We start from the raw sequence: 14,331 nt of genomic DNA, 5'->3' as shown, positions 1-14,331 counted from the left end.
TGGCGGCCCGCGAAGTGGGCGCGCAGCGACAAGATCGGACTGCATGCATGCCTTGCTGCCTGTCTGCACCAGCAAAGCGGTCAAAAACATTTGATTTTAGTGCTTTCAGCCGCCCCATGGGTGGCGATAGCCGAGCGCGCCAGCGGCAAGGGCAGGCACGCATGGCTGCCAGCCCGCAACAGCGCGCGTTGGCGCCGCGCCTGCACTGCAACAGCGGTCTCATTTTGATAGCACTCCTGCTGCGGTTACGAGAGCAAAAGAAAAGCGCCCGAAGGCGCTTTGTCAGTGGGAGTGGAGGGTGGTGGCGATCAAGCCGCTTCCCAGCGCTTGAGCACCAGGCAGGCATTGGTGCCGCCAAAGCCAAAGCTGTTGGACAGCACCTGCTTCAACTCCGCCACGCGCGCCTTGGTGACCAGCGGCATATCGCCCACCGCAGGATCGGGATGGTCCACATTGGCCGAGCCGGCGATGAAGCCCTTCATCAGCATGATGAGGCTGTAGATCGCTTCCTGCACGCCGGTCGCGCCTTGCGAGTGGCCGGTCAGCGACTTGGTCGACGAGAACGGCGGAATGCGGTCGCCAAACACCTTGCGGATCGCATGCAGCTCGGGCACATCGCCCACCGGGGTGGAGGTGCCATGGGTGTTGATGTAGTCGATCGGTGCGTCCAGGCCTTCGATAGCCTGGGACATCGCGGCCACCGCGCCTTCGCCCGAAGGCGCGACCATGTCTTCACCGTCCGACGAGATGCCAAAACCGACGATCTCGCCCAGGATGGTGGCGCCGCGCGCCTGGGCATGCTCCAGGCTCTCGAGCACCAGCGCGCCGCCGCCGCCGGCAATGACAAAACCATCGCGGTCCGTGTCATAGGGGCGCGAGGCCTTGGTCGGTCGTCGTTGTATTTGCTGGACATCGCGCCCATGCCATCGAACAAGATGGCCAGACCCCAGGACAGTTCTTCGCCGCCGCCGGCAAACATCACATCCTGCATGCCCCAGGAGATCTGCTGGGCGGCCGCGCCCACGCAGTGCGCCGAGGTCGAGCAGGCCGAGGTGATCGAGTAGTTGATGCCCTTGATCTTGAAGTTGGTCGCCAGGTTGGCCGACACGGTCGAGCCCATGCAGCGCGTGACCTGGTAGGGTCCCACGCGGCGAATGCCTTTTTCACGCAGGGTGTCGGCCGCCTCGATCTGGTTGGCCGGCGAGCCGCCGCCCGAGCCCATGATCAATCCGGTACGCGGGTGGCTGATTTGTTCGGGTGACAGGCCTGCCTGGGCAATCGCTTGCTGCAGCGAGATCTGCGCGTAAGCGGCAGCATCTCCCATGAAGCGCAGTTGCTTGCGATCAATGAACTCTTCGACATTGATGCGCGAATGCCAGCGACCTGGCTGCGCAGGCCCATTTCCTTGAACACCGGCATATGGGCGATGCCGGAGCGGCCTTCGCGCAGCGAAGTCTCCACGGCTTCCAGCCCCACACCGATACAGGAGACGATACCGGCCCCTGTAATAACCACCCGACGCTTCATGCTGCGTTTTCCTTGCCATCGCCCTCGCGCAGGAACAACCCCACACGCAGGTCATTGGCGACATAGATTTCCTTGCCGTCAGCGAGCAGTCGCGCATCGCCAATGGCCATGTTCAGTTTGCGCTTGATCACGCGCTTGATGTCGATTTCGTAGGTTACCAGCTTCACGTCGGGGCGACTTCGCCGGTGAACTTGACCTCACCGGCACCCAGGGCGCGCCCGCGTCCTGGCAGGCGCAGCCAGGTCAGGTAAAAACCGATCAGTTGCCACATGGCGTCCAGCCCCAGGCAGCCGGGCATCACGGGATCACCCTGGAAGTGGCACTTGAAGAACCACAGATCGGGGTTGACATCGAGCTCAGCGACAATTTTTCCCAGCCCGTGCGAGCCGCCGTTTTCGTCGATTTCGGTGATGCGGTCAAACATCAGCATCGGCGGCAGTGGCAAACGGCCACTTTCAGGGTAAACAACTTGCCCTCACCGGAGGCGATCAGTTGTTCATAGGAAAAAAGATTCAGCCATTGTCAGTCCAACTTCTGGTGGCGGTCACTCCGCCGCATTTCTCTGATGGTGCCCAGGCACCATTACCTGCAGGTACACATTATCCCGCTTCTGGGCCCGAACGTGCGAGACAAAGCCGTGGAGTGCGCTGTGCTTTGTGCGCCGAACCCAGGCTATCTGCGTTTTTTAACAGCAGTTACATTTGCCGATGGTGGACGCTCGCCAAGCAGCCGCATGGGGTGAGCACGGTGCTGCGGCCGTCATCTGCCGGCAATTTGTCCGTTTAAGACGGCATCTGCACCGGCAGCTGCGCTGGGTGGTCAGCGCCGCCGGCCCAGCCAGGCCCCGACCAGTACCAGTGCTCCCAGGCCCCACAGCGGCCAAAGCCCCCAGCGACCAGCCCACTGGGCAAACCAGGTCGGGCCCGCATCCACGCCCTGCACCTGCGCCTGCAGCACCGCGCGGGCTTGGTGCGGCAGGATCTGCTGCACCACGCCGTCCCGGTCGATCACCGCGGTGGCGCCGGTATTGGTGGCGCGCAGCATGGGCCGCGCCAGCTCCAGGGTCCGCATGCGGCTGATCTGCAAATGCTGGTCGATCGCAATCGAATCGCCAAACCAGGCGATATTGCTGGCATTGACCATGATCGTCGGCGATTGCGCACTGTCCACAAAGCGGCTGGCCAGTTCTTCGCCAAACAGATCCTCGTAACAGATATTGGGCGCCCAGCGCTCCCCCGCCCAGGCCAGCGAGGGCTGGTTCATGCCGCCGCGGTTGAAATCGCCCAGCGGAATCTGCATCAAATCGGTGAACCAGCGGAACATTGGCGGGATGAACTCGCCAAAGGGCACGAGGTGGTGCTTGTCATAGCGGTAGGCCTCGGCACTGCCGGCACCAGGCCCACCATCGAGTTGGTATAGCCCTGCTCAAAATCGCCCAGCGGCACGCCGACCAGCGCCGCCTGCTGGCCGCTGGCAAAGCGCTGCTGCAGCTCTTGCCAGTAGCCATGCGGGGTTTGCTGCAGCAGCACGGGGATGGCAGTCTCGGGCGCAATCACCATGTCCGCCTGGCTTTGCTGCAGCTGCTGGGCATACCAGGCCAGCGCCATCGGGATGCCCGAGCTGGCCTGGAACTTCTCGCCCTGCGAGATATTGCCTTGCAGCAAGGCGACGGATACCGGCTTGTTGGGCGCCGCGGCCACCGAGGCCTGGGGCAGGTGCTGGGCCAGCCAGAGCACGGCAGCCACCGCCAGCAGCGCGACATAGCCCGGCCAACGCGCCACATGCGCGCCGCGCAGCCCCGCCAGCCACATCGCAGCGGCCGATGCGACGGCGCCAATGCCGTAGACACCGATCCAGGGTGCCAGGCTTGCGAGCGGCCCATCGACATGGGCGTAGCCGCCTGCGCCCCAGGGGAAACCGGTCCACCACTGGCCACGCGCCAGCTCGGCGAGCAGCCACAGCGCGGCAAACAGCAGCACGGCGCCGCTCAGGCGCTCGCCTCGCCAGGCCACAAACAGGCCGCAGACGACGGCGTAGTACAGCCCCAGAAATGCCGCCAGCCCCAGCACCGCCAAAACCGCCAGCGGCGCGGGCAGTCCGCCATAGGTGTGCATGGAGATAAACAGCCACCAGAAGGTGGCGCAGAGCCAGGCGCAGGCAAAGGCCCAGCCGATCAGCACCCGTGCCAGGGCCGCTGCACGCGCATGAGTGCCGCGGGCAGCACCGCCAGCGACAGCAGCTGCAGCCACCACAGCGGCTGGCCATAGCTGGCCGGAAAACCATCGCTATGCCAGGGCCAAGCCAGCGACCAGGCTTGCAGAACCCCGGCGACCAGTGCCAGGCAGGCCCACAGCCAGGGAAAGCGGCGGGGTGACTCAAACAGGGAATAAGAAGAATAGGACGCGGGCACAGGTCAATCAGGGTTGGCAGGGAAACCACCGCGCGCTCTTTGGGCACGGCCGCTGGGCGCACTATACGCGATCCCCCTCTGGGGCGCTGAGCGGCGCGGGCGGCCCAGCGCAACTGGCAGCTACGTCGGGCAATGGTCGATAGAAAATAACAAATGCAGCAAATTCGCTACAAAAGAGAATGCATTTGAGAACAATTATCGATTGCAATATAAAATTACAAACTAGTTATCCATTCCATTCGTCCCACTTCTCCCCCACCCTCACACCATGCAATACGCACGCTACACCCCGGTGGTCCAGGCCGTTGTGCTGGCCATCGGCGCGATCGGCTTTGCTGCCCCTGCGCTGGCACAAACCGCTGACACCAACGCGACCGCCAACGCCACTGACAAGACCGAAGCCGCCAGCACGACGCTGGAAACCGTGACGGTAATCGGCTCGGTCAACGATCTGCAGAGCCTGGACTTCTACGCGCCCAACTCCAGCGCCGTGCTGCAAAAGGACCAGATCGACGCGCTGGGCGCGCGCAAGCTGGACCAGGCCCTGCAGTACCAGGCCGGCGTAGTCAGCGAGCCCTTTGGCGCGGACAACAAGGTCGAGTGGTTCAAGATCCGCGGCTTTGATGCCTCCGTGTCGCTGGACGGCACCCCACCTCGCCCAATGGTTACTTTGTCTGGAAGCCTGAAATCTTTGGCGTGGAAACGGTGGAAGTGGTCAAGGGCGCCAACTCGCTGATCTTTGGCGCCTCGGAATCCGGCGGCGTCGTCAACCTGGTCACCAAGCGCCCAAGAAGGAGCGCGCACTGCAGCTGAACACCGAGGTCGGCAACCAAAAGCGCCTGGGCGCTGGCATCGACTACAACGACATCGCCAATGCCGATGGCACCGTGTACTACCGCCTGGTGGCGCAGGCACGCCGCGAAGACGGCATGCAGCGCGAAACCAATATGAAGAGCTACTACCTGGCGCCCAGCGTCACGATGGAGTTCACGCCCCAAACCTCGCTGACCCTGCTGGCAGCGTGCAGCGCGAAGATGGCCGCCCCACCAACGGCTTCCTGCCCGCCTACGGCACGATCACCGATACGCCTTATGGCCGCATCGACCGCCGCTTGAACGCGGGCGAGCCCGGTGTGGACCACCTCAAGCGCACCCAGTCCAGCCTGGGCTGGCTGCTGAGCCACCAGATCAACAGCGACTGGAAGTTCACGCAGAACTACAAGTACACCCACCTCGATCTGGACCAGGTCAACACCTTTGCCTATGGCTCGGACGGTGACGGACGCTCTCGCGCGCTACACCTACACCGATGGCACCTCCAAGAGCCATTACCTGGACAACCGCATCACCGGCAAGCTCAAGCTGTCCGACAGCATCCAGCTGCTGCCCACCTTCGTATCGACTACCTCAAGTCCGACACCGATGGCCTGAACAACGGCTTCGGCTTTGTGCCGGGTCTGGACATGTTCAATCCCGTCTACGGCGCGCCTTTCGACATCACCGGCACGCCTTATGGCCTGCACTCCAAGCAGTGGGGCGCCTATGCCTCCACCCAGCTGCGCGTGGGCAGCCACTGGAACTTCAAACGCCGGCATCCGCCATGACAGCGCCAAGAACACGGGCTCGGTCAGCGGCTCCGACGCTGCCTACGATGTGAGCAAGAACAGCGTCAACCTGAGCGCGATGTACATCACCGACTTCGGTGTCTCGCCCTACATCAGCTATTCGGAATCGTTCAAGCCCATCGCCGGCGTGGACAGCACAGGCATGGCCTACAAGCCCTACGAAGGCAAGCAAAGCGAAATCGGTCTGAAGATGGAGCCCACCTGGCTCAACGGCACGCTGACCCTCGCCTACTTTGACATCAAGGAAAAGAACGCGCTGATCTCGGACGCCTCCAACATCCAGACGCAATCGGGCAAGCGCACCAACAAGGGCATCGAGCTGCAGGGCGACTTCAAGCTGGGCGCGGCGACTGCCATCAAGGCAGCCTACACGCACAACAACTCCAAGCAGGACATCTCGACCACGCAGACCGTGCGCACGCCGCTGATCCCGGACAACCAGGTCAGCCTGTGGCTGAGCCACAGCCTGAGCCTGGCCAACAGCCAGAAGCTGACGGTGGCTGCCGGTGCCCGCTACAACGGCCAGACCGAAGACCAGCGCTACAGCCCCGGCAAGCGCATCTCCGGCTACACCTTGCTGGACCTGATGGTGCGCTACGACCTGAGCCGCGAATGGGCGCTGCAACTCAATGCCCGCAACCTGACCGACAAGACCTATGTCAGCGGCTGTGACTTCTACTGCTACTACGGCGGTGGCCGCACGGTGGATGTGCAGCTGCAGTACCAGTGGAAGTAAGCCTCTAAGATCGAAAGCCTAGCGCCCATGCTGCGGCAGTGTCCGCAGCAGGGGATATGGCTTTTTCTCGGACTGCAATTCCATGACGACTTCTTCCGGCAGTGCCGCCCCCTCTGCCGCAGACACCGGACCGGCGCAGTGGTCCGTGCGCGCTTTGCTGACGGTTGTTTTTCTGGGTCTCACCGCCGGGGTGCAGATGAGCGACTACGGTCTGCAGGCCATCTCGCTGTCGGCCATCCAGAAAAGCTTTGCGATCAGCGATGCCGCCATTGGCGCCTTGCAGGGCCTGGCCGGCGTGCTGGTGGGCAGCGCGCTGGCCATTCCGCTGGCGCGGTTTGCCGATCGCTTCTCGCGTAAGCGCGTGCTGCTGTGCCTGATTGCGGCCTCCACCGCGATGATGGTGCTGAGCGCGCTGGCGCCCAACTTTCCCCTCTTCTTTCTGGCCGCTCGGCCGCCGGCATCAGCGAGTTTGCAATGGTCCCGCTGGTGTATTCGATGATTCCCGACCTGGCTCCGCAGCGCCACCGCGTGCTGGCCAACCTGGGCTTTGCGGCCCTGGTCTCGAGCGGCGCCAGTGCTGGCTTTTATTTTGCAGGCGATATTCAGAGCACAGCCGTCGCACTGATCCCGGGCGACATGGATGCCTGCGCAAGGCCTTCTTGCTGCTGTCGGTCGCCGGCCTGCCCTTGCTGCTGGCGGGCCTGTTCACCGCCGATCCACCGCGCTACATCGCCAGCAGCGATGGCGCGAGCGGCGCCTCGCTGCGCCAGTTTCTGCGCGCGCGCTGGCAGCCCATTGCGCTGTTTGTCGGCATCGCCGGCAGCCTGATGGTTGCCGTGCAAGCTTGAACCAGCTGATCGCCTTGGCGCTGGAGCGCCGCTTTGAGGCCACGCCCGCCCATATTGGCGAGGTGATGGGCCCGATCCTGCTGGTCAGCACGCTGGGCTGCCTGCCGGTGGTGGCCTGGCTCGACGCTGCTCGCCCAGCGCCTGGGCCAGGCGGTGCGCCCGCTCATCATGGGCGTCTGCGCACTGCTGGCCATCCCTGCCATCCTGATGCTGTTCTCCACCGCATCGCTGCCGCAGGCCTTTGTCGTGGTGGGGCTCTTTCTCTTCATCACCTGCACCGCCAATGCGCTGGTGCCAACGATGCTGCAGGACCTCACCCCCGCCGCGTTGCGCGCCCGCATCTTTGCGCTGTGGAGCTTTGTCGTATCGGTGTTCAGCGCACTGGGCCCGCTGCTGGCGGGTTTTATCTCCACCTGGGTGGTGCAGGGCCATTTGCTCAGCGCCATCACCGTGACGGCGGTGCCAGCCCTGCTGGTGTCGGCCTGGTGCGCCTGGGGGCTGTTCCAGCGCAGCCGGCCCCAGGCAGCGCTGCCACGCTAAACCGCTGGCGGCTTGCCGGCCGTGGCGCAGTGCTGGGCAAAGGCCCACAGGCGCGCGGCCTGGCCCAAAACGCTCTCCTGCTGGTCACTTTCCTGGTGACCGCTGTCCGGGTTGAGCAGCAACAAGGCGGGCGCGGCACTGGTGGAGCGGCGGCGCACATTGGCCATCAGTTTGGCCGGCTCCCAGTACGGCACGCGGTCATCCTTCAAGCCGGCCGTGCACAGCAGCGGCGGGTAGGCCGCCTCACGCACATTCTCGTAGGGCGACAGCGCCGCGATGTAGTCATAGGCGACCGGGTCGGCCAGCGGATCGCCCCAGTCCGGGCGCAGCAGCGGCACCAGCGGGTGGTCGGCATCGCTCATGGTGTTGAGCATGTCGACAAAGGGCACCTGCGCGATCACCCCCGCCCAGTGCTGGGGCTGCATGTTCATCGCGCCGCAGACCAGCAGGCCGCCGGCCGATATGCCGTGGGCCACCGTCTGCTGCGGCGTGCTGTAGCCCAGCTGCTGCAGATGCTGGGCGCAGGCGATGAAGTCGGTCATCGAGTTGCGCTTGTGCTCGCGGCAGCCGCCCTGGTACCAGTCATGGCCCTTTTCCGAGCCCCCGCGCACATGGCAATCGCATAGCGGTAGCCGGCATCGACCCAGGCGAGGGCCGGCAGCGAGAACGAGGCCTCGTGCGCAATGCCATAGGCGCCATAGCCGGTCAGCAGCAGCGGCTGGGGCTGGCTGCTATCGATGTCCTTGCGCGAGAGCACCGTCAGCGGCACCCACTGGCCATCATCGGCAACGGGCCTGAAGGCGCTCGATGCGGTAGTTTTCGCCGGGTCCAATCCTAACCCACTCCAGGTCTCGCGCCCCACCTCGGTCATCTGGCCGTCGGCCAGGCGGATGTCCAGCCAGCGCGGCGGCTGGGCGGGCGTCTGGTGCGATACGCACATGGCTGGCATCCCAGTGCTGGCCGGGCAGCAGGTCCAAGGTGTAGGCGGCTCGTCAAAGCGGATGGTGGTTTGCGCCCCGTCGCGCCTGCAGCAGCACCAGCTGGTGCAGGCCATCGGCGCGCTCGAGCCGCACCAGCGTGCTGCAAAGGGCTGCATCTTGATGATGGGCACACCGTGGCGGTGGGCGGCCACGTTTGCTGGGTGCAGGTCGGGGCCCAGCCGCAGATCTGGCGGTCGGGCGCCCCCGGCATTGGTCAGAGCCACCAGGCTGCCATTCCATTCGTTGACTTCGTAGCGGATGCCGCGCTCGCGCGGGCGCAGCAGCCGGGGCGCGGCATGCTCCTGGCCGGCGGCGATCAGGTGCAGCTCGTGGGTCCGGGCCCGAACAGGCTCAGCACCACAAAGCCATTGGCCGCCGTGCGCGCCACGCGCATGAAGAGCGCCGGGTCGCTCTCCTCATGCACCAGCACCGGCTGCCCGCCCTGCAGCGCACTGCGGTACAGGCGCGAGGCCGGCTGTGCGCATCGCGCCAGATCCTAAACAGATCCTGCGACGACGGCGAAAAGGTCAGCCCACCATAGCCAAAGGCGTCGCCCTCCACCAGCACTTGGGTCGGCCGGTTTCGGTATCAAGCACGCAGATGCGGTGGCGGTCATTGCCGATCAGGTCTTCGGCCCAGGCATAGTAGCGGTCATCGGGCTGGCCTGGTGGTCGGTGGCGCGGTAGTACCGATGGCCCTGCGATGCACGGCTCGTCGACCAGGGTCTGCACCCGGCATCCGAATGGCTGCGCACAAACACCCGCTGGCCGCCCGCCACTGGCTGGCTGCTGTAAGCCCAGCCTTGCAGTGCGGCAGGCGGTGCCAGCTCGGTGCTGCAGACATGGGCGGCCATCGCATCGTAGAAGCGCTGCGCCGATGCGGCCTGCGGCGCCAGCATCTGCCTGCGCATAGTCGCGCTCAGCCTGCAGCAGGCTGCCCAGGGGCTCGGGCAGGTTGTCCATGCTGCGCGTGCCGGTCTCACGGGATGTATTTGAGCCAGGCAAAGTCATCATTGCGCCGGCGGCCCAGCTGCTCAATCCAGTGGTCCTGGGGGCCGCATGCGGGCGGTGATGGCCGGCCAGGCTGGCTGCTGAGCCGTGGTTGCGCTATGTGCGGCAGCGCAGTGCCGGGGTCGGGGCTTGTGGAATCGTGGGCATGGAGCAGCATTTTAGGGAGGCTGCGCTACCGCCCTGCCGACAAGGCCAAACGCCAGGCAGGCGCAGCGCGTGCCCATAAAAAAGGCAGCGAACCGCGTGATTCGCTGCCATGCTTTGCCGCTCAGAGGCAGGCGGTATTGGGCGCCCTATCGGGCGCTGCCTCAAGCGTCTGCTGCCGGGTCCGACACCGGCGCGGCCCGCTGCACGCGGAACCAGCGCACCGCGCCGCCCTTGGTCAGCAGCACCTCAAAGTGCAGGCCGCCCAGCAATGATGTGGCGCCGCGCTTGGCACATGGCCCAGCTCATGGGCAATAAGGCCACCGATGGTTTCGAACGACTCATCGGGGTCACTGCTCTCGAGCACCACGTTGAACTCGTCGGCCACCCCTCGACGGCGTGTCGCCAGAGATGCGGAAGGTGTCATCGGCCAGCGCAAAGATATCGCCTCTCTCTTCGGGCAGATCGAAACTCGTCCTCGATCTCGCCGACGATCTGTTCGAGCACATCCTCAATCGTGACCAGGCCCGCCACGCGGCCAAACTCATCGATGACGATGGCCAAGTGGTTGCGGTTGCCCCGGAACTCACGCAGCAGGTCGTTGAGGCCCTTGCTCTCGGCACAAACACGGCCGGGCGCAGGAGGGCGCGCAGATTGAGTTGGGGGGAGCGTTGCAGCTTGAGCAGGTCCTTGGCCATCAAGATGCCAATGATGTTTTCCTGCTCACCCTGGAACACCGGGAATCGCGATGGGGCGGTGTTGATGACGGTGTGCAGCACCGACTCGTAGTCGGCTTCGATGTCCACCAGGTCCATGCGGGGCGCGGCGACCATCACATCGCCAGCGGTCATGTCTTCCATACGGATGACCCCTCCAGCATCACGCGGGAGTCCGCGTTGATGACATCGTTGCTTTCGGCTTCCGCCAGGGTTTCGATCAACTCGTCCGCAGAGTCCGGGCCGGGTGAATCAGTTCAGCGACCTTCTGGAAAAAGGTGCGTTTGTCTTCCTTGTCAGGGAAGCGCGAGGGATGGGGTCTGACACTGTCTTGGAATGCAGGACGTGCGGTAGTGAAACAAGCGATCAGGATATCAAATTTGCGGATTTCCTCCGAAATCGCTGCCCAATCCTTGAGCACTCCCCTGTGACAAAACCCGGCTGTTTAGAGCCGATAACACGGCCCAGCAAACCGAAGGTTTGCGGTTGAGACTAGGCGTCCTGCCGCAGGCAGTACAGTAGTACGACAAGGCAGGGCAACGACGTATCAAGGGTTGTGTTAGCGGCTCCTACTGGCCCGACTTGTGCCCTTCCTGCACATCACGCCGCACTTCCTGCACGGTGGACAGGAAATCCCAAACTGGCGCGCCTGCTTCTTGAACTGGAAGTCCATCTCGCCCATCTGGTCCTCGACCAGGTCGGCCATGCGGGTGTCAAAACCTGCGGCGGCAACTTCAGGTAGGCCTCGGATTCGGAGCCATCGCGCTCGACCGTGGCTCCGCCTTGCGCGCGATCTTGAGCATCGCGGTGTTCTCGACAGTGCATGGATGAACAGCATCTGCACGCCTTTGGTGCGCGCGTCCATCGCGGCGCGCTCGAACAGACGGCTGCCCAGGCCCTTGCCCCGGCCGGACTTGAGCACGGACACCCAAACTCGGCGCAGCTGGCCATGTTCGACGACGGCGGCGCATAGGCCACATGGCCATCGCAATCAGCTTGAGGCTGCGGTTATAGATACCAAAGATCTCGTCACGCTCGAATTCAGGCCCTCGACATAGCGCGCGATCTGCGCGTCGCTCGCCTGGTAGCCAAAGCGCAAATAGCGGTCCTGCGCATCGAGCGCCAGCAGATGGGCGAGATCGCGGGCGGTGACGCTCACTGAGGGCGCGGATAGGAACCATAGAGGCGGAAGGTCGTGGCTTCTTGCCGTCGGGCTGCTGCGGGCTCTCGCCCAACCGGCCAAAGAAGGGGAAAAACGCCATCATGCCGTTGGCAACGGATGAAGGGAACCATTCTTTCGTCGTGATCATGGGGTAAATATACGGGTTAAACCCGCGTATTATTCAATCATTGCTGCGATGCAGCATATTTCGTGCCTATGGCTTACCCCGCGCTTACAAAGGGTATTCAAAGCCCCCGGCCAATGCGGCTTTGCGCCGCAAGTGGGCACTCGGGCATGCGGTTGAAGGGCCTGTGAGCGGCCCAGCAATCGCAGCGCCGTTTGCGCTGGCGCAACATCGGCTGTGGTTCAGACCCCGGGCCAATACCGGCAGCGCTGTGGTGAGCTTGACACGGTCCAGCACAAACTGGTCTTGCAGTCCTGCACCGCAGGTGGCGCAGCAAGGTATCCATCACAAAGCGGCTGTAGTGGGCCATGTCGGCGACGACGACGCGCAGCAGATAATCCATGTCCCCGGTCAGCGCCACGCATTCGACCACCTCGGGCCAGCTTTGCACGCTGCGCGGAAGAGATCGAGCGGGTTGCGCTTGCTCGCCTCGGTGAACTTCTCCAGCCGCACATTGAGGTGGCCGTCATCGACAGGCCCACGGCCTCGGGCTTGACCAGGGCCACATAGCGCTCGATCACGCCCACCTCTTCGAGACGCTTGACCCGGCGCAGCACCGCACTGGACGACAGGCCGACCTGCTCGCCCACGACGTCATAGGTTTCGCGGCCGTTGTGCTGCAGGCGCTGCAAGATGGCACGGTCGAGCTTGTCCAGGGGGTAGGCAGAGGTGGTCATGGCAGAGGTCCAGAATGTTTTGCTGCACCGCAGCAGCGCGACACAACAGGATCACGCAATTTTAATGCTTGATTTTTAGCAAGAACACATGAATCAGGTTTGCCAGCGATTGGACTGGGATAAATCGCCAAAATGCTGCGCACAAGATCGGTACAGGGAGGCACAGCAGCCAGCCGACGCTGGCGCCACCCGAGACGATCCACAGGAGACCTGCGATGACAGCCGCCATTCCCCACCAGACCACCGAATTCACGACCTGGGACACCCCATGGGCACCGACGGCTTCGAGTTCATCGAATATGCCGCCCCGATCCGTCGCCATGGGCAAGGTTTTCACGGCCATGGGCTTCACCCGTCGCGCGCCACCGCCACAAGAACGTCACCCTGTACCGCCAGGGCGAGATCAACTTCATCATCAATGCCGAGCCCACAGCTTTGCCCAGCGTTTTGCCCGCCTGCACGGCCCCAGCGTCTGCGCCATCGCCTTCCGCGTGCAGGACCCAAGGCCGCCTACGAGCGCGCCCTGGGCCTGGCGCCTGGGGCTATGCCGGCCAGGCCGGCCAGGCGAGCTGAATATCCCCGCGTCAAGGGCATTGGCGACAGCCTGATCTACTGGTGGACCGCTGCGCGGCAAGAACGGTGCCCAAGCTGGCGACATCGGCAACATCGGCTTCTTCGATGTGGACTTCGAGCCGCTGCCGGCGTCAGTGCCGAAGAGGCGCTGAACCCGCACGGCCACGGCCTGACCTATAATCGACCACCTGACCCACAACGTGCACCGGGGCCGCATGGACGAATGGGCGGGCTTCTACGAGCGCCTGTTCAACTTCCGCGAGATCAAGTACTTCGACATCGAAGGCCAGGTCACCGGCGTCAAGAGCAAGGCCATGACCAGCCCTGCGGCAAGATCCGCATCCCCATCAATGAAGAGGGCAAGGAAAAGGCCGGCCAGATCCAGGAGTACCTGGACATGTACAACGGCGAAGGCATCCAGCACATCGCGATGGGGCTCGGACAACCTCTACGAAACAGTGGACCAGTTGCGCGCCGGCGGCGTCAAGCTGCTCGACACCATCGACACCTACTACGAGCTGGTGGACAAGCGCCTGCCCGACCATGCGAGGATGTGGCCGAGCTGAAAAAGCGCAAGATCCTGATCGATGGCACCGGCCAGAAACTGCTGCTGCAGATCTTCAGCGAGAACCAGCTGGGCCCCATCTTCTTCGAGTTCATCCAGCGCAAGGGCGATGATGGTTTTGGCAATGGCAACTTCAAGGCGCTGTTCGAGAGCATTGACTCGATCAGATGCGCCGTGGGGTGCTATAGGAAAAATTGAACGGCTGCGGCTTTGATATTCCTCAATTTGCCATGCGGCCTCTCTATAACTGCGGAGCGATTTATCAATCTGGAAACAATTGTGAAACGCTCCGTCACCCTCGCCGCCGTTCTGTCTGGTTTCATGTTGGCTGCCAGCGCGCAGAACGCCAGCCAACCGCTGACCTTTGTGTCCCCTACCCCGCCGGCGGCCCGCTGGACACCTCGCCCACCTGCTGGCCCAGGGCGCCGAAAAGCAACTGGGCACCATCACGGTGGCCAACAAGCCGGGGCCGGCCGGCGGTGCCACAGGCGCGACCTTGGTGGCCCAGGCCAAGCCCCGGAGAACATGGTGCTGATGGGCGCGGTGGCCACACACGCGGTGCTGCCCTAAACCTGGGCACACCACGCAGTACGATGCACAAAAGGACTTCAAGCCCTTGATCCTGGTGCGCGCGG

Annotated in this window: 18 protein-coding genes and 6 pseudogenes; 12 read left to right on the top strand and 12 right to left on the bottom strand. The window is 63.8% G+C overall.

Annotated elements, in window-relative coordinates; genetic code table 11:
* Nucleotides 1-308 precede the first annotated feature (308 nt).
* From fabB to ACFODQ_RS01390, 5 genes and pseudogenes are all read right to left on the bottom strand, one after another.
* Nucleotides 309-1,527, bottom strand: a pseudogene (gene fabB / locus ACFODQ_RS01410) (beta-ketoacyl-ACP synthase I).
* Nucleotides 1,524-2,043, bottom strand: a pseudogene (gene fabA / locus ACFODQ_RS01405) (bifunctional 3-hydroxydecanoyl-ACP dehydratase/trans-2-decenoyl-ACP isomerase). Before fabA ends, fabB begins: the two co-directional pseudogenes overlap by 4 nt.
* Before the next feature lie 303 nt (nt 2,044-2,346).
* On the bottom strand, nt 2,347-2,877 hold the full coding sequence (locus tag ACFODQ_RS01400) for a nitrilase-related carbon-nitrogen hydrolase (RefSeq protein WP_377014620.1): 531 nt from the start codon (nt 2,875-2,877) through the stop codon (nt 2,347-2,349).
* Nucleotides 2,826-3,776, bottom strand: a complete 951-nt coding sequence (locus tag ACFODQ_RS01395; RefSeq protein WP_377014618.1) for an apolipoprotein N-acyltransferase — start codon at nt 3,774-3,776, stop codon at nt 2,826-2,828. Before ACFODQ_RS01395 ends, ACFODQ_RS01400 begins: the two co-directional genes overlap by 52 nt.
* Nucleotides 3,701-3,937: a hypothetical protein gene (locus ACFODQ_RS01390; protein ID WP_377014616.1), complete on the bottom strand. Its 237-nt coding sequence runs from the start codon at nt 3,935-3,937 to the stop codon at nt 3,701-3,703. Before ACFODQ_RS01390 ends, ACFODQ_RS01395 begins: the two co-directional genes overlap by 76 nt.
* Nucleotides 3,938-4,205: 268 nt before the next feature.
* On the opposite strand from ACFODQ_RS01390, the gene ACFODQ_RS01385 reads away from it, so the two are divergent.
* From ACFODQ_RS01385 to ACFODQ_RS01355, 7 genes are all read left to right on the top strand, one after another.
* Nucleotides 4,206-4,673, top strand: coding sequence for a TonB-dependent receptor plug domain-containing protein (locus tag ACFODQ_RS01385; protein ID WP_377014614.1), 468 nt, complete (start codon nt 4,206-4,208; stop codon nt 4,671-4,673).
* A gap of 151 nt (nt 4,674-4,824) precedes the next feature.
* A complete protein-coding gene (locus ACFODQ_RS01380; RefSeq protein ID WP_377014612.1) occupies nt 4,825-5,052 on the top strand; it encodes a hypothetical protein in 228 nt (75 codons plus the stop codon).
* A complete protein-coding gene (locus ACFODQ_RS01375; protein ID WP_377014610.1) occupies nt 4,959-5,540 on the top strand; it encodes a TonB-dependent receptor domain-containing protein in 582 nt (193 codons plus the stop codon). The genes ACFODQ_RS01380 and ACFODQ_RS01375 overlap by 94 nt, the downstream gene beginning before the upstream one ends.
* Entirely contained in the window at nt 5,479-6,297 is an 819-nt protein-coding gene (locus ACFODQ_RS01370; protein ID WP_377014608.1) for a TonB-dependent siderophore receptor, read from the top strand. The genes ACFODQ_RS01375 and ACFODQ_RS01370 overlap by 62 nt, the downstream gene beginning before the upstream one ends.
* Before the next feature lie 82 nt (nt 6,298-6,379).
* Complete coding sequence (locus tag ACFODQ_RS01365) at nt 6,380-6,796, top strand: MFS transporter (RefSeq protein WP_377014606.1); 417 nt, start codon at nt 6,380-6,382, stop codon at nt 6,794-6,796.
* Between the two features lie 160 nt (nt 6,797-6,956).
* Nucleotides 6,957-7,145, top strand: coding sequence for a hypothetical protein (locus ACFODQ_RS01360; RefSeq protein ID WP_377014604.1), 189 nt, complete (start codon nt 6,957-6,959; stop codon nt 7,143-7,145).
* A 153-nt stretch (nt 7,146-7,298) separates the two neighbouring features.
* Nucleotides 7,299-7,685 carry an MFS transporter gene (locus tag ACFODQ_RS01355; RefSeq protein ID WP_377014602.1) on the top strand — a complete coding sequence of 129 codons (387 nt, stop codon included), beginning with the start codon at nt 7,299-7,301 and terminating at the stop codon, nt 7,683-7,685.
* Here the strand turns inward: ACFODQ_RS01355 and ACFODQ_RS01350 are convergent.
* The 7 genes and pseudogenes from ACFODQ_RS01350 to ACFODQ_RS01320 form a co-directional block, all read right to left on the bottom strand.
* Nucleotides 7,682-8,296 carry a prolyl oligopeptidase family serine peptidase gene (locus tag ACFODQ_RS01350; RefSeq protein WP_377014600.1) on the bottom strand — a complete coding sequence of 205 codons (615 nt, stop codon included), beginning with the start codon at nt 8,294-8,296 and terminating at the stop codon, nt 7,682-7,684. The genes ACFODQ_RS01355 and ACFODQ_RS01350 overlap by 4 nt on opposite strands.
* Nucleotides 8,224-8,889 (bottom strand): hypothetical protein, encoded by a 666-nt coding sequence (locus ACFODQ_RS01345; protein WP_377014598.1) that lies wholly within the window; start codon nt 8,887-8,889, stop codon nt 8,224-8,226. Before ACFODQ_RS01345 ends, ACFODQ_RS01350 begins: the two co-directional genes overlap by 73 nt.
* 398 nt (nt 8,890-9,287) lie before the next feature.
* A complete protein-coding gene (locus tag ACFODQ_RS01340; protein ID WP_377014596.1) occupies nt 9,288-9,563 on the bottom strand; it encodes a hypothetical protein in 276 nt (91 codons plus the stop codon).
* An 80-nt stretch (nt 9,564-9,643) separates the two neighbouring features.
* Nucleotides 9,644-9,832 carry a hypothetical protein gene (locus ACFODQ_RS01335; RefSeq protein ID WP_377014594.1) on the bottom strand — a complete coding sequence of 63 codons (189 nt, stop codon included), beginning with the start codon at nt 9,830-9,832 and terminating at the stop codon, nt 9,644-9,646.
* Between the two features lie 151 nt (nt 9,833-9,983).
* Nucleotides 9,984-10,902: pseudogene (locus ACFODQ_RS01330) on the bottom strand (HlyC/CorC family transporter).
* Between the two features lie 202 nt (nt 10,903-11,104).
* Nucleotides 11,105-11,845 (bottom strand): annotated as a pseudogene (locus ACFODQ_RS01325) (GNAT family N-acetyltransferase).
* Between the two features lie 234 nt (nt 11,846-12,079).
* A pseudogene (locus ACFODQ_RS01320) lies at nt 12,080-12,558 on the bottom strand (Lrp/AsnC family transcriptional regulator); the annotation flags it as partial.
* Nucleotides 12,559-12,773: 215 nt separating this feature from the next.
* Here ACFODQ_RS01320 and ACFODQ_RS01315 point away from each other — a divergent pair.
* The 5 genes and pseudogenes from ACFODQ_RS01315 to ACFODQ_RS01295 all read left to right on the top strand — a co-directional run.
* Nucleotides 12,774-13,001: pseudogene (locus ACFODQ_RS01315) on the top strand (hypothetical protein); the annotation flags it as partial.
* On the top strand, nt 12,943-13,131 hold the full coding sequence (locus tag ACFODQ_RS01310; RefSeq protein ID WP_377014644.1) for a hypothetical protein: 189 nt from the start codon (nt 12,943-12,945) through the stop codon (nt 13,129-13,131). The pseudogene ACFODQ_RS01315 and the gene ACFODQ_RS01310, both read left to right, overlap by 59 nt.
* Nucleotides 13,132-13,331: 200 nt before the next feature.
* Nucleotides 13,332-13,697, top strand: coding sequence for a VOC family protein (locus ACFODQ_RS01305; protein WP_377014592.1), 366 nt, complete (start codon nt 13,332-13,334; stop codon nt 13,695-13,697).
* Nucleotides 13,685-13,894, top strand: a complete 210-nt coding sequence (locus ACFODQ_RS01300; RefSeq protein ID WP_377014590.1) for a hypothetical protein — start codon at nt 13,685-13,687, stop codon at nt 13,892-13,894. Before ACFODQ_RS01305 ends, ACFODQ_RS01300 begins: the two co-directional genes overlap by 13 nt.
* A gap of 166 nt (nt 13,895-14,060) precedes the next feature.
* Entirely contained in the window at nt 14,061-14,231 is a 171-nt protein-coding gene (locus ACFODQ_RS01295) for a hypothetical protein (RefSeq protein WP_377014588.1), read from the top strand.
* The last annotated feature ends 100 nt before the right edge of the window (nt 14,232-14,331 follow it).

It is taken from the genome of Comamonas sp. JC664, from assembly GCF_042647185.1.
This window is presented reverse-complemented; position numbering and strand designations above follow the sequence as displayed.